The sequence below is a fragment of the Oculatella sp. FACHB-28 genome (genome assembly GCF_014696015.1).
Taxonomy (GTDB): domain Bacteria; phylum Cyanobacteriota; class Cyanobacteriia; order Elainellales; family Elainellaceae; genus JAAUTN01.
In genome coordinates this window covers 251,435-277,662 of record NZ_JACJPJ010000099.1, presented here as the reverse complement: position 1 = coordinate 277,662, position 26,228 = coordinate 251,435, and the positions used below count along the sequence as shown (strand labels likewise).

The 26,228-nt window shown below is 49.7% G+C and carries 23 protein-coding genes and 1 pseudogene; 11 read left to right on the top strand and 13 right to left on the bottom strand.

Annotated elements, in window-relative coordinates:
• The first annotated feature begins 270 nt into the window (after window positions 1-270).
• Window positions 271-750, top strand: coding sequence for a GNAT family N-acetyltransferase (locus H6F88_RS29245; protein WP_190646324.1), 480 nt, complete (start codon window positions 271-273; stop codon window positions 748-750).
• Between the two features lie 101 nt (window positions 751-851).
• Here H6F88_RS29245 and folE read toward each other — a convergent pair whose 3' ends face one another.
• The 7 genes and pseudogenes from folE to H6F88_RS29210 all read right to left on the bottom strand — a co-directional run.
• Window positions 852-1,577, bottom strand: a complete 726-nt coding sequence (gene folE, locus H6F88_RS29240; RefSeq protein ID WP_190646323.1) for a GTP cyclohydrolase I FolE — start codon at window positions 1,575-1,577, stop codon at window positions 852-854.
• Window positions 1,578-1,639: 62 nt separating this feature from the next.
• Window positions 1,640-2,365 (bottom strand): SDR family oxidoreductase, encoded by a 726-nt coding sequence (locus H6F88_RS29235; RefSeq protein ID WP_190646322.1) that lies wholly within the window; start codon window positions 2,363-2,365, stop codon window positions 1,640-1,642.
• Between the two features lie 413 nt (window positions 2,366-2,778).
• Window positions 2,779-3,762, bottom strand: coding sequence for an acetyl-CoA carboxylase carboxyl transferase subunit alpha (gene accA / locus H6F88_RS29230; protein WP_190646321.1), 984 nt, complete (start codon window positions 3,760-3,762; stop codon window positions 2,779-2,781).
• A 204-nt stretch (window positions 3,763-3,966) separates the two neighbouring features.
• Entirely contained in the window at window positions 3,967-4,986 is a 1,020-nt protein-coding gene (locus H6F88_RS29225; RefSeq protein ID WP_190646320.1) for a long-chain acyl-[acyl-carrier-protein] reductase, read from the bottom strand.
• A gap of 203 nt (window positions 4,987-5,189) precedes the next feature.
• The gene (locus H6F88_RS29220; protein WP_190646319.1) at window positions 5,190-6,923 is read right to left on the bottom strand and encodes an ABC transporter ATP-binding protein; all 1,734 of its coding nucleotides are present in this window, start codon (window positions 6,921-6,923) and stop codon (window positions 5,190-5,192) included.
• A gap of 101 nt (window positions 6,924-7,024) precedes the next feature.
• A complete protein-coding gene (locus H6F88_RS29215) occupies window positions 7,025-8,224 on the bottom strand; it encodes a Coenzyme F420 hydrogenase/dehydrogenase, beta subunit C-terminal domain (RefSeq protein WP_190646318.1) in 1,200 nt (399 codons plus the stop codon).
• Window positions 8,225-8,422: 198 nt separating this feature from the next.
• Window positions 8,423-8,728: pseudogene (locus H6F88_RS29210) on the bottom strand (Uma2 family endonuclease); the annotation flags it as partial.
• Window positions 8,729-8,783: 55 nt separating this feature from the next.
• Between H6F88_RS29210 and H6F88_RS29205 the strand changes: the two are divergent.
• The 6 genes from H6F88_RS29205 (at window position 8,784) to H6F88_RS29180 (ending at window position 14,776) form a co-directional block, all read left to right on the top strand.
• Complete coding sequence (locus H6F88_RS29205) at window positions 8,784-9,293, top strand: hypothetical protein (RefSeq protein WP_190646317.1); 510 nt, start codon at window positions 8,784-8,786, stop codon at window positions 9,291-9,293.
• Window positions 9,294-9,383: 90 nt separating this feature from the next.
• A complete protein-coding gene (locus tag H6F88_RS29200; RefSeq protein WP_190646316.1) occupies window positions 9,384-9,815 on the top strand; it encodes a DUF2358 domain-containing protein in 432 nt (143 codons plus the stop codon).
• Between the two features lie 235 nt (window positions 9,816-10,050).
• Window positions 10,051-11,367, top strand: a complete 1,317-nt coding sequence (gene codB, locus H6F88_RS29195) for a cytosine permease (protein ID WP_190646315.1) — start codon at window positions 10,051-10,053, stop codon at window positions 11,365-11,367.
• A 68-nt stretch (window positions 11,368-11,435) separates the two neighbouring features.
• On the top strand, window positions 11,436-12,083 hold the full coding sequence (locus tag H6F88_RS29190) for a DUF3386 domain-containing protein (protein WP_190646314.1): 648 nt from the start codon (window positions 11,436-11,438) through the stop codon (window positions 12,081-12,083).
• A gap of 60 nt (window positions 12,084-12,143) precedes the next feature.
• On the top strand, window positions 12,144-12,386 hold the full coding sequence (locus H6F88_RS29185) for a NifU family protein (RefSeq protein WP_190646313.1): 243 nt from the start codon (window positions 12,144-12,146) through the stop codon (window positions 12,384-12,386).
• Between the two features lie 155 nt (window positions 12,387-12,541).
• A complete protein-coding gene (locus tag H6F88_RS29180) occupies window positions 12,542-14,776 on the top strand; it encodes a glycoside hydrolase (RefSeq protein ID WP_190646312.1) in 2,235 nt (744 codons plus the stop codon).
• Between the two features lie 123 nt (window positions 14,777-14,899).
• On the opposite strand, the gene H6F88_RS29175 is transcribed toward H6F88_RS29180, so the two are convergent.
• Together H6F88_RS29175 and H6F88_RS29170 are read right to left on the bottom strand one after the other, a co-directional pair.
• On the bottom strand, window positions 14,900-15,106 hold the full coding sequence (locus tag H6F88_RS29175; RefSeq protein WP_190646311.1) for a hypothetical protein: 207 nt from the start codon (window positions 15,104-15,106) through the stop codon (window positions 14,900-14,902).
• Between the two features lie 331 nt (window positions 15,107-15,437).
• Window positions 15,438-15,713, bottom strand: a complete 276-nt coding sequence (locus tag H6F88_RS29170; RefSeq protein WP_190646310.1) for a hypothetical protein — start codon at window positions 15,711-15,713, stop codon at window positions 15,438-15,440.
• A 1,026-nt stretch (window positions 15,714-16,739) separates the two neighbouring features.
• On the opposite strand from H6F88_RS29170, the gene H6F88_RS29165 reads away from it, so the two are divergent.
• On the top strand, window positions 16,740-17,690 hold the full coding sequence (locus H6F88_RS29165) for a pentapeptide repeat-containing protein (protein WP_190646309.1): 951 nt from the start codon (window positions 16,740-16,742) through the stop codon (window positions 17,688-17,690).
• Between the two features lie 123 nt (window positions 17,691-17,813).
• A complete protein-coding gene (gene serS, locus H6F88_RS29160) occupies window positions 17,814-19,091 on the top strand; it encodes a serine--tRNA ligase (protein WP_190646308.1) in 1,278 nt (425 codons plus the stop codon).
• Window positions 19,092-19,167: 76 nt separating this feature from the next.
• Here the strand turns inward: serS and H6F88_RS29155 are convergent, their stop codons facing one another.
• Both H6F88_RS29155 and H6F88_RS29150 read right to left on the bottom strand, forming a co-directional pair.
• Window positions 19,168-19,926 carry a carbonic anhydrase gene (locus H6F88_RS29155; RefSeq protein WP_190646307.1) on the bottom strand — a complete coding sequence of 253 codons (759 nt, stop codon included), beginning with the start codon at window positions 19,924-19,926 and terminating at the stop codon, window positions 19,168-19,170.
• Between the two features lie 303 nt (window positions 19,927-20,229).
• Entirely contained in the window at window positions 20,230-20,664 is a 435-nt protein-coding gene (locus H6F88_RS29150) for an HHL1-like protein (protein WP_190646306.1), read from the bottom strand.
• 383 nt (window positions 20,665-21,047) lie between these two features.
• On the opposite strand from H6F88_RS29150, the gene H6F88_RS29145 reads away from it, so the two are divergent.
• On the top strand, window positions 21,048-21,338 hold the full coding sequence (locus tag H6F88_RS29145) for an HU family DNA-binding protein (RefSeq protein ID WP_190646305.1): 291 nt from the start codon (window positions 21,048-21,050) through the stop codon (window positions 21,336-21,338).
• A gap of 152 nt (window positions 21,339-21,490) precedes the next feature.
• On the opposite strand, the gene topA is transcribed toward H6F88_RS29145, so the two are convergent.
• On the bottom strand, window positions 21,491-23,749 hold the full coding sequence (gene topA, locus H6F88_RS29140; protein WP_190646304.1) for a type I DNA topoisomerase: 2,259 nt from the start codon (window positions 23,747-23,749) through the stop codon (window positions 21,491-21,493).
• A gap of 319 nt (window positions 23,750-24,068) precedes the next feature.
• Between topA and H6F88_RS29135 the strand changes: the two genes are divergently transcribed.
• A complete protein-coding gene (locus H6F88_RS29135) occupies window positions 24,069-24,857 on the top strand; it encodes a tryptophan-rich sensory protein (protein WP_190646303.1) in 789 nt (262 codons plus the stop codon).
• On the opposite strand, the gene H6F88_RS29130 is transcribed toward H6F88_RS29135, so the two are convergent.
• Window positions 24,854-26,191 carry an AAA family ATPase gene (locus H6F88_RS29130; protein WP_190646302.1) on the bottom strand — a complete coding sequence of 446 codons (1,338 nt, stop codon included), beginning with the start codon at window positions 26,189-26,191 and terminating at the stop codon, window positions 24,854-24,856. The genes H6F88_RS29135 and H6F88_RS29130 overlap by 4 nt on opposite strands.
• Between the last annotated feature and the right edge of the window lie 37 nt (window positions 26,192-26,228).

Genomic DNA, 26,228 nt, shown 5'->3' with positions numbered 1-26,228 from the left:
GCACAAGGTCATTCGTTGGGTCTTCGGGGTCTTGCATTCGCAGAAGCCCTTTGACCCCAAACTGACATAACTCCTCAACCTGCTTGACTTCAACCTACATGCACAGTATCTACACCAAATCGTGCTTCTTTACAAAACCGATTCGTATTAGCTCAAGCAAGCTATGCCAGCAAACTCACTATCTGCGTGGTGACAGAGCTAAACTACCAAAGCTTGTAGCATACTGTAGTTTGATGTAGTTCGTGCCGTTAATTTGGGGTTCATAGGAGAATGCAAATTGAACCATACGCCCCTAATCAACTTGATGCGGTTATTCAGCTTTCGCTTCGAGCATGGGAGCCAGTCTTTGATTCGATTCAAAACGCTTTAGATGCTGAGGTGTACCGCGTGTTCTATCCCGACAGTTGGCGTGTAAGTCAGCAAAAAGCTGTCGAAGATGTTTGCGCTGCCGAAGACACAAACGTATGGGTTGCGATCGATGCCGATTCCACGGTGGGTTTTGTAGCTGTGAAACTACACTCAGAGGACAACATGGGTGAAATCTACATGATTGCTGTCGATCCAGACTTTCAAAGTCAAGGCATTGGCACTGCTCTGATAGAATTTGCTCTTGCCTGGATGAAAGACGCTGGAATGGCGATCGCCATGGTCGAAACGGGAGGCGATCCAGGTCATGCTCCAGCCCGTTACACTTACGAGAAAGTCGGCTTTAGGCAGTTACCGATCGCCAGATACTTCAAGAAGCTTTAGCCGGTAGATTAGGTGAAGCTTTCTACATGAGGCTAGATGTTTTGAAAGGTGCCCCGTGTTCGCGGGGCACCTTTCAAAACATCTAGCCTTAAAGATTGGTATTAGAAGAAAGCAGGCTGATGGCGGATCAGGCTGAGGAACTCTTCACGGGTTTTGTGATCATCCTGGAATACGCCAACCATTGCGCTGGTGACTGTCCAGGAACCTGGTTTTTGCACGCCGCGCATCACCATGCACATGTGGCTAGCTTCCATTACAACCGCTACGCCGCGTGGCTCCAGAATGATTTGAATGGCTTCAGCAATCTGCCGAGTCAAACGCTCCTGTACCTGCAAGCGGCGAGCATACATTTCGACAATTCGGGCAAGTTTACTCAAGCCCACAACCTTTTCGTTGGGAATGTAGGCGACATGAGCTTTCCCCATAAAAGGCAGCATGTGGTGTTCGCACAGGCTAAACACGTTGATGTCTCGCACCAACACCATTTCATTGTGCCCTTCATCAAAAATGGCACCATTAACCAATTCTTCTAAAGATTGATGGTAGCCACCAGTGAGAAACTGCATCGCTTCTGCAACCCGTTTGGGCGTTTTCAGCAGCCCTTCCCGCTCTGGATCTTCGCCTACACCTATCAACAAGTCTCGCACCGCTGACATCATTTGCTCTTGGGTGTCTGGCGTTGGCTGTTGGGGCTTGACCGTCTGCCCCCTGGCAGTGTTGCGGTCAGGACGAATTGGCAGCCGAGAGGCTGTATCTGCCTCAATTGAGGAATCGGGCTCGATCGGAGCGTCGTTACTGGTGTAACCGTTAGAAGAAACGATAGTCATAGTGGTTTGAGATGATCTTGGATGAACTGTAAATCAAGCAGTAGAGTCACTGTAGAAGGGGACTACAGCGCTCCAGCACTGGGCATCAGTGTCAGCTCTTCGATGACTGCCTGGGTGGGTAGCAAAACTGTATGCAAAATAGACTCGGCAACCGTTTCAGGGGTGAGCATTTTGGAACGATCGAAATCAGCATGAACGAAGTCGGTATCCCACAAGGCGGTGTTGACCGCACCGGGGGAAACGGTGACTACTCGAATGCCATTCGATCGCTCTTCAGCTGCCAAGGTTTTAGAGAGGGCAAGCAATCCTGCCTTGCTGACGTTGTACGCGCCCCAGTTGGGAAAAGCCTGGTAGGCAGCAATTGAGGCAACGTTAACGATCGTTCCTGAGTGGCGATCGCGCATCCCTGGCAGAACCGCCTGAATGCACTGCAAAACACTGGTCAAATTCAGCGTTAAGACCTGCTGCCAGTCTTCCAGGGAAGTTTCTAAAATGCCGCCGGTATAGCCTACTCCGGCGCTGTTGATCAAAATGTTGATTGGGCCATGGCGCTCTGCAATGCGGCTAATTTCGGCTTTGACCTGGGCGATCGCTGCCAAGTCCACAGGACAAACCTGTACCTCTACACCTATCTGCCTCGCTTCTGCGGCGACCGCGTCTAGCCTGGACTGATTGCGGCTGACCAAAACTAGATCGATTCCAGCTTTTGCAAAGGACAGGGCAGTGGCTTTGCCAATTCCACTGCTTGCCCCAGTAATTAGGGCACGGTGTTTTAGATCAAGAGTCATGAAATTTCCAAAATTCTCAGCCGATTGAGCCAGTGCGCCGACCTACGGGGCTGATGGGACTGTTTGATGTCCCAAAGCAGTAAGGTGAAGGATTGGCGATCGCGTTAAAACCAACGCTACAAAGTTGAAACTGATACTAAAAACAAAAGGTTAAAGACAACAAGGCTGACCAAACAGCGTCAACTCTCTCCAAATCGTCGCCGAATCGGCACGTTTGAAGCGGCTACCTGCGGTTTCAACAGGGGAGCATACGCAAAAGAGCATAAGGTTAAAAAACAATAACAACCAGTTCAAGCTCCAAGCAATCTAACGCTCTAAGCAGCGCACCGATCGCCTAGTGCAGTAAATGTGAACAAATGTTTCTTAAGAGATTATAACACTAGCGATCCCAGCAGGAGCGATCGCCTTCACCTCTATGCTGGAATCTCGGTAAACATACCGATACTGCGAAACTTTTGATAGCGCAAATCTCGCCGCTGCTGTGGAGTCATCTGGCTTAGCTCCGCCAAATGATTAAGCAATGCTTGCTTGAGCGTTTCGGTAGTCTTCAATGGGTCGGCATGAGCTCCGCCAATAGGTTCTGGTAACAGCTCATCTAGAATGCCCAGATTCTTTAAGTCCAGTGCAGTGATTCGCAGTGCTTCAGCCGCTTGAGGAGCTTTTGCAGCGTCTTTCCACAAAATTGCAGCACATGCTTCAGGACTGGCAACGGTGTAAACAGAATGCTCAAACATCAGCAGGCGATCGCCCACACCCACACCCAATGCACCACCAGAACCACCTTCGCCAATCACCGTACAGAGAATCGGCACATCTAAACGGAACATTTCCCGTAAGTTGTAGGCGATCGCTTCTCCCTGCCCCAGTCTTTCTCCCTCTGGTCCAGGAAATGCTCCGGGGGTGTCAATAAAGGTGATAATCGGCATGCCAAAGCGGTTTGCGTGATTCATCAGCCGCATAGCCTTGCGGTAGCCACCCGGAGAAGCCATGCCAAAGTTTCGCATGACGTTGTCTTTGGTGTCTCTGCCCTTCTGGTGCCCTAACATCACCACCGGACGGCCATCTAGCCGAGCAACGCCACCTACCAGAGCCGGATCATCTGTGCCTGTCAGGCGATCGCCATGCAACTCCAGCCAGTCATCGCTCATCGCCTGAATGTAGTCCAACGTACTGGGACGGCGAGGATGGCGAGCGACCTGAAGCCGCTGCGCTGGAGACAAACTATTAAAAATTTCTTGACGAAGCTGCACGGCACGGGACTCAAGCAGACGAATTTGATCAGAGAGATCGACGTTATTTTCCTCTGCTAGTTCACGCACACGGATAATATCTGCCTCTAACTTCACCAGAGGCTTCTCAAAATCAAGCAGGACAGGTCTACGTTCAGGAGTTGCCATAAGGGGGTTAGGATTTAGGAACTGGGGGATTAAAGGTGAAGGGGCTGGGGACTGGGGTTAGGGGTTTGTTCCATCCCCAGTTTCCGGTTTGCTCGTTTTGCTCGTTCCCAAGCTAGAGCTAGGGAAACAAGAGGACATCCAAGAGGAAAAATTACTTTCCTACTTACCAACTTCCCCTTGCCCCTTGCCCCAACCCCTAGCCCCTCAAACTAGCAGAGGACGAAATCCGTGCTTGACCGATACCTGACCGATCAAGTCCATCTTTTCTAGCGTAATCTGATTGCGGCCCCAGGAGAAATTGGTATAGAGCTTTTCAAATTCCAGCAGCATAGATTCAGCAAAGCAGGCAAAGAGTTGGCGAGCCGGCACGTCCATGTTGACGATGCTCATGATTCGCCAGTCGATGTCCAGGGAGTGTTCGACGATTCCGCCGTTCAAGACGTGTACGCCGGGATGCTGGAGCAAGTTTGCCAGGTTTTTGGGATAACCGCCGTCAATCAGCAAGCAAGGCTGCTTTAGCGTGGTGGGATCAATCTCCACGCCTTTGGGCATGCTGGCAACCCAAACGACAATGTCCGCCTGGGGCAACGCTTCATCCAGACTCATGATCTTGCCGCGCCCCAACTCTTCCTGAAGAACCTGTAATCGTTCCTGGTTGCGGGCGACTAACAGCAGCTCGGCTACGTCAGTACGGGCATCGAGCCAGCGGCAGATGGCGCTGCCGATGTCTCCTGTTGCCCCGCAAACCGCAACCGTTGCTTTGGAAAGTTCAATTCCTAGCTTTTGGGAAGCTTGCTCGACCTGACGGCAAATGATGTAGGCCGTGTGAGTGTTTCCGGTAGTAAAACGTTCAAACTCTAGCTTGACATTTCGCACCTGGCGAATCTGCTGGAGGTTGAAATTCTCGAAGATGATTGAGGAAAAGCCGCCCAGAGCCGTGATATTGATGCCGTGCTTTTGGGCATGAGCCATCGCGTTGACGATTTTGCGAGTGGCGGCTTTGATGCGTCGAGTCGCTAGCATTTCTGGTAAAAAGCAGGATTCGACGTATCGACCTTCAATTTGTTGACCTGTGACGCTAGTGACTTTGATGGTGTCAACGATTTGAGGTGGGGCGCTGCACCAAAAATCTAATCCCTGGTCGGCATATTCGGGATATCCAAGTTCTCTAGCGACGGATTGGGCGTGTTCTAGGCTGGTGAGGTGACCGATTAAACCAAACATGAATGGCTCTACGCTATGCCTGCTATTTAGGCGAAATGGGGGATATGAAGGCGAAAACAGAAGTAAACACTCTTAAAAATACTACATGAAGCCATGAACCAGAAGAAAAACTTGCTGGCGATCGTCGATAGAACTTGAGCGAGTGTTAACCCAGTATTGCAATCCTATCGGAATCGTCTGTGGATTGCCATCAGACCGCCGAACTATCGAGACAATAAGGGCGCAGCCGCGAGGAGGGTTTTGGTGTAGGGGTGTTGAGGGTTAGAAAAGATTTTTGCGGTGGCTCCCAGTTCTACGATCTGCCCTGCGTTCATTACGGCGATGCGATCGCACAAAAACCTTGCCACCCAAAGGTCATGGGTAATGAACAGGTAAGTCAGGTCAAATTCGCGCTTGAGTTCTAGCATCAGTTCCAGCACCTGCGCCTGCACGCTGGCATCGAGCATACTCACCGGTTCGTCGCAAATCAGCAGTTTGGGCTGGGTGATCAGGGCACGGGCGATCGCCACCCGCTGCTGCTGTCCGCCCGAAAGATCCCCCGGATAGCGATTGTAAAATTCTGTCGCTGGCGTTAACCCCACCCGCTCCAGCATTTGCAAAACTTTTTCCCTTGCAGCGGTGGCATCTGCCAAGCGGTGAATTAGGAGCGGATCAGCAATGCTCTGCCCTACAGTCATCGAAGGATTCAGGCAAGCATGGGGGTCTTGAAAGATCATTTGAATCTGTCGTCGCTGGTGCCGCATAGAAGCGCCAGAAAAAGCAGTCAAATCCTTTCCTAGAAACTCTACCCGCCCACCGGTCGGGCGAATCAGTTGCAGAATAGTGCGAGACAGCGTGCTTTTGCCACAACCGGACTCCCCAACCAGTCCCAAGATCTCACTAGGATAAAGCTCCAGGTTGACCCCATCAACCGCTTTAATCGTGCGATCTTCAGCCGGGAAGAACAGCTTGGCAACAAAATTTTGCTCCAGCGTGTAGTACTGCTTCAAATCCTGCAATCGCAGCAGCGGCTCACCTGACTTTGTTGCATTAGAACGCTCCTTCTCACTCCCCAATTCCGCTATCCCCCCACTTCCCTCCGTCGGAACTGCCTGAACATGCAGCGCTGCCTTCAGCAACATCTGCGTGTACTCATGCTGAGGATTTTGCAAAACCGCTCGAGCGGCTCCGGTTTCGACAACCTTGCCTCGATACATCACGGCAATGCGATCGCAATATTCGCCAATCATCGCCAGGTCATGGGAAATCAGCAGCAGCCCCATCTGCCGTTCCTGACAAAGGCGGGTAAGTTCGCGCAAAATTTGAGCAGAAACGGTTACATCCAGACTGGTGGTCGGTTCATCCGCGACGATCAGTTTGGGGTTGAGCAACAGGGCCAGGGCGATCGCCACTCGCTGTCTCATGCCGCCACTAAACTCGTGCGGATACTGATTCCAACGGCTTGCGGGAATTTTGACCGCTTCCAGGGTGGCGATCGCCTCTGTCTTTGCTGCCTGCTGGGAAAGCTGGGGACGGTGGGCGCGGAGTGTTTCAACGCAGTGATCGCCAATCGTCATTAGCGGATCAAGGCGAGTCATCGGGTCTTGGAAAATTAGCGCGACTGCTTCGCCGCGAAATCGCCGCAGTTCTTCCGGGGAAAAGTTGAAGAGCGATCGCCCCTCAAACGTAACTTTGCCCTCTATGCGAGTCGAAGCGGACAGCAGTCGCATTGCCGCTCGTCCTAAGGTTGACTTGCCACAGCCCGATTCACCCACCAAGCCCAACCGCTCTCCCGGCTGAATCGTTAGCGACACGTCATCAACCGCCCAAAGGGTCGAGAAATAGTCTGGGGTACGTTCCGAAGCAGAATCTTGATCCGTCGCTGCTGCACCGTTTCCACTGCGATGACTGGGATAGGCAACTCGCAGATTTTCAATGCGGAATAGGGCTTCGGTCATGTTTAAAGGGCAGTGCCGTGGCTCTGACGTTTGATCGCTATTATCCTACAGCCGTTCCTGGTTAGCTGAGAGAATGTTTAAGGCTAACCCAGCTTACGAATTTACGAATCAGGTAAGTCGTATTGCCCCACAATTTGCTTGGCGTAGTCTGGGACGTGTGCCTCCAATTTCTCCGGGTGATTGCGCTTGACGTACAGGTAATTGCGGGTGAAGTGAGAGTCGATTGAGAAGCGGGCGTATTCCAATCCTTTTGGCCCAACCTTCTCGATTACGACACCCATCAGTTTGGCAGCCCACATTGGCAGGGTGACTCCCTTATCGTAAGCAGGAATGCTTTGCTGAACAGCATTGTGGCGATCGCCCTGACTCATCACAGGCTGCGTCTCAATTTGGTCCCAAACCAGATCGAGCATCGTCTGTCCGTGATCGTTTCGCACAACAATCCACTGCCAACCAAAGGGTGCGCCCATGTAGCCAACCACTAAATCCGCCAACGAATTGACGTAATCAAAACAGCTCATACAGGACGGAGCAAACACATCCTTAAGCTGATTGGTTTTCAGTCCAAAAAAGGGCACCGTTTCGACCGAGCCATCTTCGTGCTTGAAATGCACCCGAAAGTCCTGCATGAATTCGTAATGCACAACAGTTTCGGGCGATCGGCTCGTCGTCTCCAGGAATTTCTGCAATCCGGCACGATTGACGTTATCCACGCAAGGTGTGCCCAACACATAAAGCTTTTCTAAGCCCAATTCTTTCTCAACTGCCCGGAGTGCTTGAATTTGACAGCCTACCCCAATTACCAGGAGTCGCTTCATCCCAGACTGCTCAATTTGCTCCAGTACTGATAGATTGGGCGATAGTGTGGGCTTATTTACCCGTGCCGCCAAAATTTCTTCGGGTGTGCGAGCAATTACGGGCATCGGCTGAAAGCGGTCTTCTTTCGTGTTTTGCACACAAACTACGCCTTCGACCATGCCCCGATTCAGCATTTGAATCGCGATCGAACTCACAATTCCCGTCCACTGCGCGCCTTCGATTGGCTCAGTTTTTCGCGCTGCCATCATGCCCTGACTTACGCCAAAGTACCAGTCATCAGGATTGTCGAGATCGCGCGATCGCCCGTGGGTCTGTTCTTCCAACTCGCCAATCTGCTGATTCAGAAAAGCGCAGGCTTCTTTTACATGCTGAATGTAGTAGGTATCACATAGCCCACACTCGCTACAAAGTTCTTTGGCAGGACGGATACTACTCGGCTTGAGGGCTTTGGCTTTGCGCTTTTGGGAATCTGTCAGCGTCATCGTAAATGCGGTTCATCAAACACAGCTTTTCTTAAAATACCGTCATGGCAGCGGATGTGGATGCGATCGCCCTACTCATGACACATTAATTATGGTTTCGCTTTCCTGCTGGGGCGATCGCCCAACTGATTCCCCAATTCATTCAACGCGCTAAAGCAGTTAGAGTTACGCAAGCGCTAGAAGAATTTGAAAAATCAATCAGGGCATGATGTCATTCAGGCTGAGATTTATCTCAGGCAAGAGGGGTGAGGCGATCACTTGCCCTAACCGATATTGCTGTTGTTGGTACTCACCACTCACCAATTGGCAGACTGTAAAAGTAGGCTGTTTTGGCTTTCCAATAAACGCAAGTCCACCCAAGCCCCGAAAATCCGCAATCCAATATTCTGGGATTCCTAGCAGCGCATATTCCTCTACCTTCCGGGCATAGTCATCCTGCCAGTTCGTACTCACCACCTCTGCCACCAGTCGGATCGCCTTACCACTCGTTAAAACGGGCTGTTTCTAGGGCTACTAATTTGGGAACCTTGCTAATTGATATATTTTGCAAGCCAGTATTATGCAGTCACTTCATTCCTTAATTGATGGAAACTTTTCGCACCCTAAATATGGACGCTTGTTGCATCGTTGTGACTCTCAAAATCCCAGTATTTTGCACTATTCTGTTCAACTTAATGATTCAGAATCTTTGGCATGGGAGCCTATCTATTGCAATCGCCAAAAGGACATAGGAAGAGTAGCGATTTGGCAAGTTGATTGGAGCCGTTTTCAACCTGCAAAATGGGTGAAGCACCTAGAGAAAGAGCAGATTAAAAAGGCGTTACACATTTCTGTCAACCAACTTCACGAACACTGGCAATACGAACTGTTCCGGTTCAACTGCGAACACTGGGCACGTTTAGTAACAACTGGAGACTGTCGCTGCTTCCAAATTCAAGAGTTTAAGAAATTGCAGCATATTCCAGCTATGGGCATCGTCGTTGTAGGCATTGCTGGATTGATTACAGGTGCATGGGAACATAATGGTTATGCTCAAGAGCTGATTGAGGAAGGAATGGGTGCAGGCTAAGACGATCCTCAAGGGAGAGGATTCAATTACCTTTAAGCATTTCACACTTATAATGCTTGTAATTAAGGTTAGCCACAGTAGGTTAATGCTTTGAAAACGGAAACTGATCAGGCTCAGATCGAACACATCATTCAAACGCTCAAGCAAGATTTGCCGACGTTGTTTGAGCGAGATATTACTTACGATATTTATTCTCAAGATATTCTTTTCAAAGATCCGATTAGTCGATTTAAGGGAAAGTTTAACTATCGAATTATCTTTTGGACGCTGCGATTTCACGGTCAGCTATTTTTTACAGAACTGTATTTTGATTTGCATGATGTGTATCAGTCTGAAGAAAACATCATCTTGGCAGATTGGACAGTAAGCGGAACTTTGAGGCTGCCCTGGAAAGCAAAGATATTTTTTAACGGTCAGTCTTGCTATCGGCTGACTGACGAGAAGCTAATTTACGAACACATTGATACCTGGGACCGCAAACCAAGCGAAATTCTGCGCCAGTTTTTTCGCAAGGGCATGTAGGGGGATTCAGCAAAGGTACGATCTAAGCAGTTCCGGCAGGTGGTTTTATGGCGATCGCCCTTCCCCATTTCCCCGATCAGCAACTCAGTCTGACCAAAATCTTTCCGGGACAAACTAATATCCAAGGAGCTTCATAGTGTCTGGTGGTCTATGATACCGTTCACGTTGCTCAAGAAGCCTGAGAATATGCCCCATCTAAAAAACTATGAGATTCTCATAAAGGGGCTTGCCAGCTATGAGTGTGACGAACTCGCAGGATTCGCAAACGGTTGACCAATCGCAGGCAGAAGAAGATTATCCCTTAACTGCAGTGCCCCTATATGCGCGAAAGTCTTTCCTCTCAATGGCTTTCATGCTGCTGGGGTTTACCCTCTATTCAGGCACCTTCTTTGCTGGAGGGTTAGTAGGTCCAGCCTTTCGATTTTTCCCAGATTTGGTTGGTCTGCTGGTTGTTGGCAACCTGATCTTGGGTGGATATGCCGCTGCTCTGGCCTACATTGCTTCTAAGACGGGGCTTTCGACAGTACTAATGGCGAGATTTAGCTTTGGCAGCGTTGGTTCTCGCTGGGTTGACTTCCTTCTAGGGTTCACACAGGTGGGTTGGTATGCCTGGGGTTCAGGGCTCATTGCCGATTTGCTCAATCAGCTGGCAGGTGTACCAGAATCGTGGAACTGGCTAATCATTTTATTTTTCACCTATTTCTTTTGCATTACTGCTTACATTGGCTATCGAGCAATGGACTGGTATAGCCGCATTGCCGTCCCCGCCATCATCATTTTGATGCTGTGGAGTTTGACCATTTCAGCAAACCAGATCGGCGGCTTTGAGGGCTTGCAGGCGGTTCAGCCTTCAGGCGAGTTGGGTATTGGGGCAGCACTGACGATTATCGTCGGTACGTTTATCTCAGGTGGCACTCAAGCAACCAACTGGAGCCGATTTTCTGACTCTCCTCGCACAGCAACGCTCTCCACGCTGGCGGCTTTCTTTATTGCCAATGGCTTTGTGGTTTTTGGTGGTGCTTTTTCAGCTCTGGTCTATCAGAACTCTGACATGGTGATGGTGATGGCACGTCAGGGGCTGCTGGTGGCTGGCTTCATTCTGCTATTTCTCAACATGTGGAGTACACAGGACAACACTATCTATGCGTTTTCGATCGCCTTCTCTCACATGTTTCGCACCAAAAAACGCACTTTCTTTGTGTTGATCGGAGCCACGATCGCCCTCGCCCTCGCCTGGGGCGGCATTTACGAAAGTTCTCAATTTATCAACTTCTTAATTCTGCTAGGTACGTTTATTCCACCTGTGGGTGGCGTAGTCATGGCAGACTATTGGCTCTATCGTCGTGGTCAGTTTCCTTCCCTGGATGAACCGCAGCCTGCGTTTAACTGGGCGGGAATTGCAGCTTATGTCATAGCAGCGGCGATCGCCTACTTCACCGGCAAGGCAGGCATTGGCATTGCTCCAGTCAACGGCATCATCATTGCGGCAGTGCTGTACCCGATTCTGACCAAAGTGATTCCTCAGCCAACCGGCACGACAGCCCTCAAGTAGGGATACCCGCTTTCCACAGTCAAGAATGGCTATCCTAGACTAGAGACTGATGCTAGGAGAGTTTTTAGATGACCGAACAAACAGCGCGTGAATTGTTTCAGGCTGCCTACGAAAATCGCTACACCTGGGATAAAAATTTCCCTGGTTTTACAGCCGACATCGAGCTAAAGCAAGGGGACCAAGTCTACAGAGGTAAAGCCCAGGTTAATCGCAATCTCAGTGTTGAGATAATCGATGTGGCAGATGAGCAGGCAAAGCAGGCGATCGAAGGGCAACTGCGTGAGGTGGCGATTCACCGGATTCGTAGAAGCTTTGATGAAACGCACGGCAAAAATACCTTCGCGTTTGGTGAAACAGATGACACGGGCGCGGTCGAAATTCTGGTGAGCGGCAAGTCAGAGGGCGATCGCTACAAAGTTCGCAATAACGAAGTTTGTCTGGTTCATCGTCACATTCACGGCATTGTCGTCACCATCAACACTGCTAGCAGCCATCAGACCGAGTCTGGCTATCTCTCCCACCGTTATGACTCGGTTTACAACGACCCTAAAACGGGCGAGCAAAAAGGCAGCGCTGAGCATGAAGATGAGTACGAAAAAGTTGGGGATTACTACATCCTGACTCGTCGCTTGCTCAAATCAGAGGATCAAGGCAAGCAGACCGTTGATGAGTTTAATTTCTCCAACGTCAAGCTGCTTCAGCCTGTTGCAGTTTGATTAGGCTGAATTTTGCAGTCTGATAGAATAGAACTAGTGCGAATCTCCGTAAGGTGAACTATGCCTCAAACAATGGAACTCACGCCCGAGAATGTGGAAAAGGTGCTGGATGAATTGCGCCCTTACCTCATCTCTGATGGCGGCAACGTAGAACTGGTCGAGTTAGATGGCCCAATCGTGCGGCTGCGGCTCCAGGGAGCCTGCGGTTCCTGCCCTAGCTCCACGATGACCCTGAAAATGGGCATCGAGCGCAGACTCCGCGAATATATTCCTGAGATTGCTGAGGTTGAGCAAGCTTTCTAAGTCAGGCTCATCCGGTTGTTTCTCGCGATCGCACCTTTCAAGTTGATATGTGAAATTGCGATCGCCAAAATTACAGTTACCGATTACTTTTAGAGCAGGGAAAATTTACGAGCTTTCCCTGCTTATTTTTATTTCTGTGGGTCGCCTCCTGGTTTATGCCTTATCCTCTCTACGTCGCCTTCATTTGGCATCAGCATCAGCCGCTATACAAAAGCCGCACCGTAGGTCACTATCAGTTGCCCTGGGTGAGACTGCACGGCACAAAAGATTATTTAGATTTGATCCTGCTGTTAGAGCGCTATCCCAGGCTGCACCAAACCGTGAATTTGGTGCCTTCGCTGATTCTGCAAATCGAAGATTATGTAGCGGGAACAGCGTTTGATCCGTACCTGTCTCTGGCGCTGAAGCCCGTAGAGCAGCTTGAGGTAGACCAGCAGCAATTTATTATTGAGCATTTCTTTGACGCAAACCACCACACGCTGGTTGACCCGCATCCCCGCTATGCTGAGCTATTTTATCAGCGGCAGGATAAGGGACGTGCCTGGTGTCTAGATAACTGGGCCGCGCAAGACTACAGCGACCTGCTGGCATGGCATAACCTGGCGTGGATCGATCCGCTGTTTTGGGATGACCCCGAAATTGCCCAGTGGCTAGAGCAGGGGCGCAACTTTAGCCTGAGCGATCGCCAGCGAATCTATTCCAAACAGCGACAAATCCTCAGCCGCATCATTCCCCACCATCGGCAGATGCAGGAAAGCGGGCAGCTAGAAGTTATGACTACGCCGTATACGCATCCAATTTTGCCGCTGTTAGCAGACACCGATGCCGGACGAGTCGCCGTTCCAAACATGGCGCTGCCGCAACATCGGTTTCAGTGGGCAGAAGACATTCCGCGCCATTTGCGAAAAGCCAAGCAAATGTATAAAGAGCGCTTTGGTCGCGATCCGCGAGGCTTGTGGCCTTCAGAGCAATCTGTCAGTCCTGCAATTTTGCCCGATGTAGCGGCTCACGGGTTTGAATGGCTCTGCTCCGATGAGGCAGTGTTGGGCTGGACGCTAGGTCACTTCTTCCATCGCGATGGTTCAGGGACTCTATTTGAGCCGGAAGTTCTCTATCGCCCCTATCGCCTGGAAACTCCTCAGGGCGATTTATCGATCGTGTTTCGCGATCACCGTTTGTCTGACTTGATTGGCTTTACTTACGGGTCAATGGAGCCACGTCAGGCGGCTTCTGATCTAGCGGGACAGTTAGAGGCGATCGCCCGCTCCCTCAAAGCCCGTCAATCCGACGGTAGCACCACCCTAGAAAATCCCTGGCTGGTCACGATCGCCCTTGACGGCGAAAACTGCTGGGAATATTACCAGCAAGATGGCAAACCTTTCCTGGAAGCGCTCTACCAAACCCTGAGTGACGACCCCAATCTGCAACTCGTCACCGTCGCCGAATTCCTCGACAAATTCCCCGCTACCGAAACTATTCCTGCCAACAAACTGCACAGCGGCTCCTGGGTAGACGGCAGCTTCACCACCTGGATCGGCGACCCCGCTAAAAACCGCGCCTGGGACTTGCTCACCGAAGCCCGACAGGTGCTAGCCAACCACCCCGAAGCGACCGAAGAAAATAACCCCGAAGCCTGGGAAGCCCTCTACGCAGCGGAAGGCTCTGACTGGTTCTGGTGGTTTGGCGAAGGGCATTCCTCTAACCAGGATGCGATGTTTGACCAGCTTTTCCGAGAACACTTAGCGGCACTGTATCAAGCATTAAATGAGCCAGTTCCCTTCAACGTGCGCCAACAGGTTGAAGTTCATGCTGAAAATGGCGATCGCCAACCCCGCAGCTTCATTCACCCGACTGTAGATGGACGCGGAGACGAGCAAGACTGGGACAAAGCTGGACGCATTGAGATTGGTGGCGCACGCGGTACCATGCACCGCAGCAGCCTCGCCCAACGGCTCTGGTATGGAGTTGATCACCTAAATTTCTATCTGCGTCTCGACTTTAAAGCAGCTACTCGCCTCGGAGTAGACATTCCCCCGGAGCTACACCTGCTCTGGTTCTATCCCGGTCGCACCATGCACAACAGCCCAGCACCGTTGGCAGAATTGCCGGATGAGCCACCCGCAAACTATCTGTTTCACCATCATTTAGGGGTAAATCTGCTTACACAATCGACCTGGTTTCAGGAAGCTGGAGAAAATTTCCAGTGGAATTCGCACCCCTGCCGCGCTAAAGCTGCCGTTGACTCTTGCCTGGAAATTGCTGTGCCTTGGGCAGACTTGCACACCGTTGAGCCGGACTGGTCTTTGCAGCTAGTTTTGATCCTGGCGGAGGACGGCTGTTATCGAAACTATTTGCCAGAAGATACTCTGGTGCCGCTGCAAGTGCCTTAGGATCGTGGACTAAATAACCTGCACAACCGTCCTACTGTAGGGGCATGGCAATGCCATGCCCCTACAACTTGTGAGGTGGATGTCCCACCCGTCTGGACGGGTAAGATGCCCATCCTACAGTACTTAAACCATGATGCGATTGAGAACACACATCACCTTATCCGGGTAACGGGGAACTGGAATCGGTTTGCTCCAGGCGCTTGCTTCGGCAACACCAAGGGTATGTTGCCGAAGAATGTGTGCTTTGACATTGTCTTCAGTGCCGATCACAAGTGTAGTGAGAATGCGCGGATCGGGGTTAATTTGAATCAGAGCAGAATTATCAGTCATGGCAGTTTTACTCCACTAAGGAAACGGGTTGAAGAGATACCCAAAACCAAAGCCACCCTGCTGCTTTTTTGCCATAGCAAAGTTAGGGTGGCTAGTGGAGTGATAAACTGCCCTCTAGCCCTCCGAACTGTGTCCGCAGTTTTGAGGGTTAGTCGCCTGTTGTTGTTGGTCGCAACAGCAGGTGACGCTTTGATACTGAATATGTTTTTGTACTGAGGAACCAGACTACTTGAGAATAGAGCTTTTCGCAAGTGGTTCTTGATACAGGTTTACAGGCTTGAAGTTTTGAATGGGGCGATCGCCTAGCTCTTCAAGAGAACTAACCTACCACTTAGAGATGGGTTAATACCAGGATGCCGCGAATGTGATTAGGCATGACCACAAATGTATCCAGATTAAGGTTTGAAAAATGGAAAGGTAAGCGTTGCCAACAGGCGTAAACCCTTTGACCCAATTGATTCAACCGCATCTCACTATTGATGATTTCACCAAACAAACAGTTCCGCTGGTAGGGACAAATAGTAATGAAATACGTGCCTGCGGCGGTGTAATCATATCCTTCCAGCCGAATCGATCGCCGATGATGTTTGTCCGGGTCATATTTCATGAAATTCACCAATGCATCCGATCGGTAGAATTCCCAGTTAGGAGAGGTGATATATCGACAATAAATTGAAGTTATTTCAGTCTATTCTCTAACACCATGGGTTTGAAGTAACAGTAGAAAAGAATGCTTTGTCACCTGCTACATCCAATAATTTTAATGTTTATGCAGTGCGTCGGTCATGAACTAACTGAGTTGATGTAATTCAATTGGTGAATACATAAGTTAACTTCTGGTTGCATTGGGTCAACAGGCGATCGCAGCCCCAGCAAGGCTATCTGTAACTATCGAATTTCGCCGTTGAACTGCCTCATTTCTAGGCAGGGGCAAGTAGATGTAGGCTATAGCCCGCATGTGTCTCAGTTCTATTGGGTCAAGCATTCGCTTTACTCAGGCTACTACTTTTGTAAAGTATATTCAATACGAGTATGAATATATATCAAAACTGATGCTGTTTTTTGATTGAATGTTTCACAATTAAAGCAAAAGATGGCTTTGGAATAGCCAGCTTATAAATTAACTAGCGCGCTCTAGAAAAGCCGTTCTTCCTATGTTTTAAACTTGGGAAACGGCAGGTGTAGAGGAGTGTGAATGCGATCGCCCACAAACGACTGCTCACAGCAAAGATCAGATCTGATTTTTAATTTCTTCAGCAAGAAAACATAGAACTTAACGTCAGCAGACTGTCGAATTGACGCTACAAGACTGGTTGACTGGCAAGCCTTCTAGGATGCCTATTTGCTCGAAAATCTACAGAACATAAAACGGCTTTTGACCGTTCTGGTGGAGGCAGAACGCTGTGCAATTCGCGTTTATCCGAAATCTGCAACATGACTTTTGGCATTCATCGCACTTATGAACTGGCGCTAGCGATCATAACGTTCATCAAGTTCAACTAGGTCTGATGGTTGTGTTGTTTGTGGATGGAGGCGTTCTCACGGAGCATCTCTACTGTGGCTAGCATGAGCGATCGCTAAATCAACCAGATTAATGCATTCATTAAAAGAATTTTAGGTTAGAGGTAATAATATGGACGCTCATGAACTCCTGGAACGATACGCTGCTGGGGAGCGCAATTTTGACACTGTAGACTTGAGCGGAACCTACCTGAGCGGCGCAGATTTGCGCGGTGTAGATCTTAAAAAAGCAATCTTATGTGAAGCAGACTTGAGCGGTGCCTATCTCGTTGGGGCAGAGCTAAACGGAGTTGTTTTGCGAGAGGCGAATCTAAGCGGCGCTCGCTTGAGCGGTGCACATCTAAATGGAGCAGATTTATCCAAAGCCAATTTAGTAGGCGCAGATTTGAGCAGCACAATGCTGTGGAGAGCAGTCCTGAAACGGGCAAACCTTGCTGGCGCAAACCTCAACCGAGCTAGCCTCAACGAAGCAAACCTGGCAGAAGCAAACCTGGCTACGGCAGACCTAAGAGATGCAAAATTAACCGGGGCCAATTTGACCGGGGCAAACTTAAGCGAGGCAACGCTGGTAAAAGCTACCCTATGCAAGGCAAAGCTGGTGTTAGCCAGCCTGTGTGGCGCTAACTTAGAGCGGGCAGATTTAGCTGAAGCGAATTTGTCAGATTCAGATTTGAGTTGGGTGAATCTGGATGGTGCAAATTTGCGGGCGGCAAATCTAAGTCGGGTCAACCTGGGAGAAGCGGAGCTAACAGGAGCTAACCTATATCGAGCAAATTTAACTGCTGCAAAGCTAATTGTGGCAATCTTACGCGGGGCTAACCTGGAGCGGGCAGAGCTAATTAGTGCAAACCTATCAAGTGCGGATCTGAGTTGGGCAAATCTGGATGACGCAAACTTGAGCGGGGCCAACCTACATCGAGCCATTTTGGAAGATACGCGACTGAGTTCAACCATCTTGCGCGGCGCAGACTTAAATGAAGCAAAGCTAAATTCAGAAATTCATGCTCTCAATTTTTTGGATTTTAGCTGGGCAACTATGCCCGACGGTGCAGTTCACAGCTAAATTGGAGTCTAGGTGTCATTAGTCCTTTGTCCATAGGTTATTGGTAGCTTTACAAATCACCCATGACAAGGGACAAAGAACTAATGACAGAAGACAAACCGTTTAAGAAGCTGAGAAAAATCTGTGCTTGACCTGAAGCAAATCCGGGAAAAACCAGAGCAGATTCAGGAACGTCTGAATTTGCGAGGAGGTTATGATCTAAAGCCAATTTTGGAACTCGACCAGCAGCAGCGAGAGCTAGAAATGAAGCGATCGCAGCTTCAGGCTCGAAGCAACGAAATTGGCAAACTGGTGGGTCAGAAAATGAAATCGGGTGCTGACCCCAAAGGCGAGGAAGTTCAGGCACTCCGAGATGAGGGAAACCAGGTTAAAGCACACTTGAGTGAACTGGAACCTCAAGAAAGAGAGCTGAAAGCTCAGTTAGAAGCGTTGCTGCTGACACTACCCAATTTGCCCAGCGAGTCTACCCCCCTTGGCAAAAGCGAGGATGAGAACGTCGAGATTCGGCGTTGGGGCGACGAATATTTACCTAAAAATCCAGACATCCTGCCTCATTGGGAAATTGGCGAAAAACTGAAGATTCTTAACTTTGAGCGATCGACTAAGGTGGCTCAAAGCCGGTTTGTGACGCTGATTGGAGCAGGGGCAGCGTTAGAGCGGGCGCTGATTCAGTTCATGCTCGATCGCCAAATTCAGGCGGGCTATGTGGAAGTGATTCCCCCGTTTCTAATCAACAGCCAGTCACTCACGGCATCGGGCCAGTTGCCCAAATTTTCTGAGGAAAGCTTTAAGTGCGATCGCGACGACCTCTGGCTCACCCCAACCGCCGAAGTTCCCGTCACCAACCTCTATCGGGACGAGATCCTCTCTGCTGAAGAGTTGCCCATTCACCATTGCGCTTACACACCCTGCTTTCGTCGTGAGGCAGGCAGCTACGGGCGAGACACTAGAGGCTTGATTCGCCTGCACCAGTTCAACAAGGTAGAGCTATTCAAGTTTGTTCACCCCGACACCTCCGAGCAGGAGCATCAAACCCTAACGCAGAACGCGGAAGCAATTTTGCAGGCGCTTCAGCTTCCCTATCGGGTCGTTGAGCTATGTACGGGCGATCTGGGCTTCGCTGCTGGAAAAACCTATGACCTGGAAGTTTGGCTGCCCTCATCGGGCAAATACCGGGAGATATCAAGCTGCTCCAACTGTTACGACTTTCAGGCGCGACGGGGCAACATTCGCTTCAAGGAACCTGGTAAAAAGGGAACCCAGTTTGTTCACACGTTAAACGGCTCCGGCTTAGCGGTTGGTCGCACAATGGCAGCTATTCTGGAGAACTACCAGCAGCCAGATGGCACAATCCGTTTACCAGAAGCACTACAGCCCTATCTGGGACGTGAAACGCTGTAGGGGCAGGTTTAGCAAATAAAACGACGGTTAAGGGCAGAGATTCTGGTAAAACCTGCCCCTACCGAAGCCTTTCAAACTAAGGCAAACTAAGTCTGTGGTGGCTTTGCTTCGTCCCAGACCCTCGATAGATCCGCTCAGATTGCTCTGGAGGTAGCCATCTCGCTCCAGGGAAATGAACTTCAGGAGTCGCTTCATCCTCGACGTAAACCGTAAACTGACTTTGCGGCGGCACGTAGGCATGGTGAACCGGATCGTAAGCAAAGACTTCGCCTGTTTCAATATGGTAAATCCAGGCGTGGAGGCTGAGCTTATCCTGATAGAGCTTGGAGCGCACCACCGGATAAGTCCGCAGGTTCTCAATTTGGGTGAGCACGTTTTCAGCGGTCGCCAACTCCAGCAATTCCTCGCCGTGGCGATCGCTGTAATTTTCTTTCAGTACTCGCCGCGTTGCCTCAGCGTGTTTTAGCCAGTCGCAGACCAGAGGCATTTCTTCCTCAAGCTCGTTTAGCTTCAATAGCCCCTTCATTGCGCCACAGTGAGAATGTCCGCAGACGATGATCTGCTCAATTCCCAGGGCGTGAATTGCATATTCAATGGCGGCTCCTTCGCCCCCATTTGCTGCCCCATAGGGAGGAATAATATTGCCCGCATTGCGAACTACAAACAGTTCACCCACTTGAGCTTGAGTAATCAGATTGGGATCAACCCGTGAATCAGAACAAGCGATAAACAGCACTCGCGGCTTCTGACCGTGCGCGAGTTGCTCAAACAATTCCTGGTGCTGGCTAAAATAGCTGGTCTGAAAATCACGCAGACCTTTAATCAGTTTTCTCATGGCCCTCATTCCCCGTAGGAGTCCATCCTACCGTTTTGGCACGGCATTTATCCGTTTATGTAGCGAATCGTAGGAGCAGATTTTGTTCTACCTCCCATAACAAAAACGGATAATCCTCCAGTTGCCCTTTAACTAGGTTGCCAATGTAGGCATGATTCACGGCTATTTATCCAAAAACTGTAGGGGCGTTTCGCGAAACGCCCCTACGAGATTTACGCTTTTCCAAAAGGCTGTCTTGCGAGGAGGGGGATGTGGTTCTAGCCCACATCCCCCTCCCTACAAAATGGCTTGATTGAAGCTGTCCTAGCTGCGCTTAAGCAGGGACGAAACGCGGCTTTTAACCTGATCCAGGGCAGCCCCAATTCCGCTGGTCACGCTAGGTTGGGGCGGCACTGCTAGCTGAATCGGCTCATCCTTAAATTCTTTGAGGCGATAGCCATATTCCAAGTGCTGCTGATGCTTCCGCAACACAGGGTAGAGGCGGAAAGCTCCCTGAAGCAGGTCTGCTTGACTACCAAAAATAGCCTCGCTGATCTGACTGGAGCGCTTGACGGCGATCGCCCCCACGGGATACCAGCCTTTCTTGCCTTGAATGCGAATATAAACCTCAAATTCTGGAATTCCGTCAGCCCGCATCCGGTCAAGTTCCTGAGCCGCTTTAGCGCGTTCTTGCGATCGCTTAGAGGCTTTAGCTTGCGGCTGAGGCTGCGTTTTTCCAAATCCAAGATTGGTTGTCATAATTGCTATTCTATAAACCTTAATAAAAGTTTACAGCCTTTTCAGAAAAAATTACCCAATCCAGTTGCTCGATCATCAGCCATTAAGCGATCGGCAACTTTACCTTGAAGTGTTGGTGAAATGATATCTTGCTCGTTCCAATGCAGCAGACGAGCTTCTCTACGTCCCGCATATCAAGGCTTTCAGAGGTTTAGTTGCTTAATGTGTCGTCGGTTATTAGTAATGAGCGATTACAAACAACTTATCACTGATAACCATTGCCCCCAGTCAAAAGTAACTCAAGCCCGCGCTATATAAAATTTTCTGCGGAAAGTGAGTCATTTTTGTACATTTGCACTACAATTCACTTCAAACAGTTGAAATGCTTGTGAGGACTGTATTTCATGAATAAAGGTGACTTGATCGACGCGGTTGCAGAAAAAGCAGGTGTAACCAAAAAAGAGGCCGATCAGATTTTGACGGCTTTGTTTGAGACCATTCAGGACGCTGTAGCCGAAGGTGAGAAAGTGACACTAGTTGGCTTTGGCACCTTTGAACCTCGCGATCGCAAAGAGCGTGAAGGACGTAACCCCAAGAGTGGAGAAACAATCAAAATTCCAGCAACCCGTGTTCCTGCATTCAGTGCAGGCAAACTGTTCAAGGAGAAAATCTCCTCGAACGGAAAAGTTGCATAACATTCGCTGTTTTAGGATTGCTCCAGTTGCCATTGCTTCAGAAAAGCAATCTTCCTAATCTGGAGTTTCCTAATGCAGCTTCAAAGCTGGTTTATGAGAAGGGGGATGCTGGCTAAGCCAGCATCCCCCTTCTCACTTCAATACAAATTCGCTCAGGTATTTAACACACCAAACTTGGGCGACCAAAAGCCATCCTTCCCCTGAAAAAAGGCTACATCCTTACACTTCCCTCTGCGGTTCTCAATTAAGGAACAGCGCAACATTACTTTTGCTTGTCCTTCTCTAGTGTAGGTATAGCGCTCTAGTAATGCACCACAAACTGGACAAGGATAGTCTGTAAAGGATTCTGGATCAGGAGTGCGTTGACTGTAGGGCAACTCATATTTCTTAGCTTTTGAGTTCCAAAACATGACAGTGGCACAACCTGGTTTGATGCACTTGAGAAAGTGATTAGCCTTCAACTTTTTGGAGCGAGAAGGGACTTTATGCATTAGCTCACCACAGCCTGGACAGGCAACCTTAGAAACCTGCTGAGCTGTTTTCGTTTGGGCTGTTTTCGTTTGAGCTGTTTTCGTTAAAGATTTCTCAGGTTGAGCAGAAGAATTCTGCCCGGAGGGAGTCTGCTGTGCTTCTTTAAAGTGAGTTGCTTTAAGATGAGTCGCTTTAAAGTCATTTGACCCGATCGCCTGTCGTGCTTTCACGATTGCGGGTGCAAAGTAATCTCGATGCCAACTGGTGAGATAGGTTTGCCAGTCTTGCTGCCCAGAGGCGATCGCATCTAGCGCCGTTTCCATTTGCGCTGTAAACGCGGGTTGAATCAGGTCAGGCAAAAGCTTTTCTAAAGCAGCATCCAGATCTAAGCCCAATGCGGTTGGCTGGAGTTTGCCCTGCAAAAGCTGTACATAGTCTCGCTCTCGAAGTGTTTTGATGGTCGGTGCGTAGGTGCTGGGTCGTCCAATTCCCTGGCGCTCCATTAACTGCACCAGTTTTGGTTCGCTGTAGCGGGGTGGCGGTTGGGTTTGCTTTTGATCTGCCTGAGCTTTTTGAAGCTGTAACACTTGCCCGGTCTGAAGTGGCGGCAGTTGAGCGTCAGCACTGAGGTTATTCCAATAGCGGGTATAGCCTGCAAACTCTAAAACTTGCCCTCTAGCTTCCCAAAAAGCGGTGCCTGATTGCGTCACCACACGAGTTTTTTGTAAACGCGCCGGACAGCACTGAGAGGCGATCGCCCGATTCCAAATTAGCTCATATAGGTTCGCCTCATCTGCTGACGCTGCAAGCGGCGGAACGCGATTCACATCTGTTGGACGAATGGCTTCGTGGGCTTCTTGTGCGCCCTTAACAGCACGATGTTTTGCGGTGCGTTGAGGCACATTGGTGGGATCATGCTGCTCTAGGTACTGCCGCACTGCCTGACAAAAAGGTGCAGCAAGGACGACCGAATCGGTTCGCATGTAGGTGATGTAGCCCGCTTCATAAAGTGACTGCGCCACTTTCATCGTTTTTTCGGGGCTAAATCGCAGCTTAGCGCCTGCTGCCTGCTGGAGGGTAGAAGTGATAAAAGGTGCAGGGGGTGATTGATAGACGACCTTTCCTTCTACCTTGACAACCTGGTGAGGCGTAGAGCGGGCGATCGCCACCAGTCGGTCTGCTTCTGCCTGAGTTGTGACTCGCTCCGACTCCTGTTTAGGCTTGCTGTCCTCATTGGTAGAAGCATCGTCTGAAGATTCTGCTGGAGGCTGACTTGAGGCTTGTCCAACTCTGCGCTGAGCCGTAAGCTTGCTGCGATAAAAAGCCCTAAACCCTTCCTGATAACTCACCCAAACACTCCAGTAGTCCTCAGGCTTAAAGGTTTGGATCTCTCGCTCTCGCACACAGATCAGATGCAGCGTCGCGCTTTGTACCCGCCCCATCGACTTCGCGCCATTGTTAAGCTGCCACACCACGTGCCTGCTGCCTTTGTAGCCCACCAGCTTATCTAAACAGTCACGAGCACGACCTGCAGCAATTAAGGCTTGGTCTAAAGTGCGGGGATGGGCGATCGCCTGTTGCACTGCTGCTGGCGTAATTTCGCTGTATACGACCCGCCTGGGGTTCTTTAGCCGCAATTCTTGCTGGAGGTGCCAGCCAATTGTTTCTCCCTCGCGATCGGGGTCAGTTGCAATGTAGACCGCATTCGCCTGCTTTACCGCTTGCCGCAGTTCAGCCAAGACTTTCTTTGCGCGGGCATCTCTTGGTTCATAGCGGCAGTGAATTTGAGCTCCCTCTAAATCAAACCCCAGCGCGTCCTCTCCATCGTTTGCCAACTCTCGAATGTGCCCCATACTGGCTTTCACGATCCAGTTGGGTCCCAATATCTGACCTAGCTTTTTCAACTTGCCAGGACTTTCGATTAGTAGCAGATTTGCCATCTTCTCAACCACTTAAACCTGTGGCCTGACTCACTTGCCTTCGTAAAGCTGCTTCTAGAGATGAAACGAATCACGTTCCTACGATTTGGGGACTTGCCCAATCGAAAAGCTAGTAAAAGTAAGTTCACCTGTACTATAGCATTCTGAACCTGATCAGGAATGAACTTGCAGAATGTTTCTTTGCAGCAGATCCAGTTGGGCGGGAGGCGAATTCTATTCGCCTCTTTCCCCAATCCCAAAACGCACTCGATCGCCACTTGGATAGGTGTGATTTGTTGGGGAACAAGGCAGGATTAGAAGTAAAACTTAGTTGCAGCATATGAAAGCATCTTCATCCAATCACTCTGGAATGGGACTGGCGATCGCCACGCTCCTTGCCATTCTTGCCACACTCACCGTGAATGCTCTATCAAACTTCTTTCCACCTGAGGGGTTAAACATTGGTGAAATTGCCAATACTGTCCTGCAAGGGGTACAAATCACGCCAGCAAACTATGCCTTTGCGATTTGGGGACTCATTTACCTGGGGTTAATTACCTATGGCGTTTACCAGCTTCATCCGAGTCGCCGGAGTGAACCACGGATTCGTCGTGCCAGTGGTTTTCTGATCGTTGCCTGTCTGGCTCAAATTATTTGGGTGTATCTGTTTACCACACAACTGTTTTGGTTGTCCGTGGTTGCCATGTTGGGCATTTTGGTGTCACTCATCGCTGCCTATCTCCAGTTGGGAATTGGTCATATCAGAGCTTCCAGAAGTCACAGATGGCAAGCATTTACACCTTTTAGTGTTTATCTTGGCTGGATTTCGGTAGCAACGGTGGTGAATGTTGCCTCTGCGCTCTACAGCAACGGTTGGACAGGATGGGGCATCAGCGATGTGAGTTGGACGGTGATTATGCTGATCGCGAGTGCGATTATTGCTGCTATTGTTGCGGTTCAACGTGCAGATGTTGCTTTCACTTTAGTGTTTGTTTGGGCATACGTGGCGATCGCCATTCGTCAACTCAATACTCCTGCTATTTGGATTACCGCAGTAGTGGGAGCGATCGCCCTGATCGGGTTACTCACCTTTAGCAGAATGAATAGGCGTAAACTGGTGAATCACTAGTAAATAAATAGCCGCTGAGCAGCCCGTGTTACAGCAACATAGAGTAACTGATTGCGTTCTCTAATGTTGCGATTCCTCAAAGCGTTAGGCACATCCACAAACACGTTTTGAAAGGTCGAACCTTGTGACTTGTGAATCGTTAGACAGTAGGCATAACTCAAGTCTGCGAACAGTGCCTTCAAATCCCAAAACTCACGCCAGCGCTTTTCCTTGGCATAGAAATCTAGTTTTTGCACAAATTCAAGCTGACTCAACTCATGTAACACGGTTAGATTTCTCTCTTTGCCTTCATCCGTGATGACTTGCAGATACCAGACATGCCACGGGCCGTCCTTTCCTGCTGCAACCCCCTGTACCTCACATTCACCAGAGTTCTGTAGGAGCAGGCTGTCATAAAACATATAAGGCGCATTGGCAACCAGTCGTTCTCCTGGCACAAATCGTGCTGCATCCGCACCATAAATTGCTGCCCGAATCTTTTGGTTTAGCTGATCTACTCTGGCGTTGGTGTAAGCCACTGCCCGCACATAATCCGGGTCTTTGCGGTAAGACTCACTTTGAAATGCTCGAATCAACAGTTTTTCCCACTCTCTCGCCTTCACCACAAACACACCTTCGGTGCGATCGCCATTGGTATCTGTCTCAAACCGGGGAAGCTGTCCACAAGTTAAGTCATTGCGAATCGTCTCAGCTAGAACGGCGATCGCACCACCATAGCGCACCACCTCAGTTAGTTCTGAACGCTCATAGATTTTGCTGAACACCAGTGATTCATGTTCATTGATGGGTGGCAACTGAGCAATGTCACCCACAAACAAAATTTGAGTCCGCTTATATAAATTGGTTACTGCCTCCATTAACAGCAGCCACATGTCCTCACTGATCATGGAGGCTTCATCCACAATCACCAAACGATACTTATCAAAATTATTTTCACCGTTGTAGTCCGGGCGAAAAATCTGTTTTCCTGTGTTCTGGTCAATATCTGGCTTTAACCCCAGCAGTTTGCAGCAGGTCATACAGTCAACGCCCAACCCCCACTGGTCAGACATTCGCTCCAATACCTTCGTCGCTTTGTTGCTAAAGGCTGTAAAGACGATGGTGTAGGGTTCACGCTGCTTTTTTTTGAGAGCGCCTTCCCGAATGCGTTTGATCAATGCCTGAAGCAGCGTTGTCTTTCCCGTTCCGGCATAGCCCGTCAGCAAATAGAGCTTTCGCTTACTGCACACAAAATCTTCCAGGTCTTGCAGCGCCTGCCACTGCTCCTGATTGAGCTTGACACCGGACAAAACTTCTGGAATCTCTGTCGATAGCTGCTCCGTTGGCTCAGACATTTCCCTGGCTTAGAACGTTCTTGACCGATGATGCTAC

Bases quoted from the DNA above. Each gene is read 5' to 3' on its own strand.
- H6F88_RS29205 (WP_190646317.1), top strand. From the start codon at position 8,784: ATGCAGTCACTTCATTCCTTAATTGATGGAAACTTTTCGCACCCTAAA.
- H6F88_RS29225 (WP_190646320.1), bottom strand. From the start codon at position 4,986: ATGTTTGGTTTAATCGGTCACCTCACCAGCCTAGAACACGCCCAATCC.
- H6F88_RS29245 (WP_190646324.1), top strand. From the start codon at position 271: ATGCAAATTGAACCATACGCCCCTAATCAACTTGATGCGGTTATTCAG.
- H6F88_RS29165 (WP_190646309.1), top strand. From the start codon at position 16,740: ATGGACGCTCATGAACTCCTGGAACGATACGCTGCTGGGGAGCGCAAT.
- folE (WP_190646323.1), bottom strand. From the start codon at position 1,577: ATGACTATCGTTTCTTCTAACGGTTACACCAGTAACGACGCTCCGATC.
- topA (WP_190646304.1), bottom strand. From the start codon at position 23,749: ATGGCAAATCTGCTACTAATCGAAAGTCCTGGCAAGTTGAAAAAGCTA.
- H6F88_RS29170 (WP_190646310.1), bottom strand. From the start codon at position 15,713: ATGAAATATGACCCGGACAAACATCATCGGCGATCGATTCGGCTGGAA.
- H6F88_RS29145 (WP_190646305.1), top strand. From the start codon at position 21,048: ATGAATAAAGGTGACTTGATCGACGCGGTTGCAGAAAAAGCAGGTGTA.
- H6F88_RS29175 (WP_190646311.1), bottom strand. From the start codon at position 15,106: ATGACTGATAATTCTGCTCTGATTCAAATTAACCCCGATCCGCGCATT.
- codB (WP_190646315.1), top strand. From the start codon at position 10,051: ATGAGTGTGACGAACTCGCAGGATTCGCAAACGGTTGACCAATCGCAG.
- H6F88_RS29215 (WP_190646318.1), bottom strand. From the start codon at position 8,224: ATGACGCTGACAGATTCCCAAAAGCGCAAAGCCAAAGCCCTCAAGCCG.
- accA (WP_190646321.1), bottom strand. From the start codon at position 3,762: ATGGCAACTCCTGAACGTAGACCTGTCCTGCTTGATTTTGAGAAGCCT.
- H6F88_RS29185 (WP_190646313.1), top strand. From the start codon at position 12,144: ATGCCTCAAACAATGGAACTCACGCCCGAGAATGTGGAAAAGGTGCTG.
- H6F88_RS29180 (WP_190646312.1), top strand. From the start codon at position 12,542: ATGCCTTATCCTCTCTACGTCGCCTTCATTTGGCATCAGCATCAGCCG.
- H6F88_RS29150 (WP_190646306.1), bottom strand. From the start codon at position 20,664: ATGACAACCAATCTTGGATTTGGAAAAACGCAGCCTCAGCCGCAAGCT.
- H6F88_RS29190 (WP_190646314.1), top strand. From the start codon at position 11,436: ATGACCGAACAAACAGCGCGTGAATTGTTTCAGGCTGCCTACGAAAAT.
- H6F88_RS29130 (WP_190646302.1), bottom strand. From the start codon at position 26,191: ATGTCTGAGCCAACGGAGCAGCTATCGACAGAGATTCCAGAAGTTTTG.
- H6F88_RS29235 (WP_190646322.1), bottom strand. From the start codon at position 2,365: ATGACTCTTGATCTAAAACACCGTGCCCTAATTACTGGGGCAAGCAGT.
- H6F88_RS29135 (WP_190646303.1), top strand. From the start codon at position 24,069: ATGAAAGCATCTTCATCCAATCACTCTGGAATGGGACTGGCGATCGCC.
- H6F88_RS29155 (WP_190646307.1), bottom strand. From the start codon at position 19,926: ATGAGAAAACTGATTAAAGGTCTGCGTGATTTTCAGACCAGCTATTTT.
- H6F88_RS29220 (WP_190646319.1), bottom strand. From the start codon at position 6,923: ATGACCGAAGCCCTATTCCGCATTGAAAATCTGCGAGTTGCCTATCCC.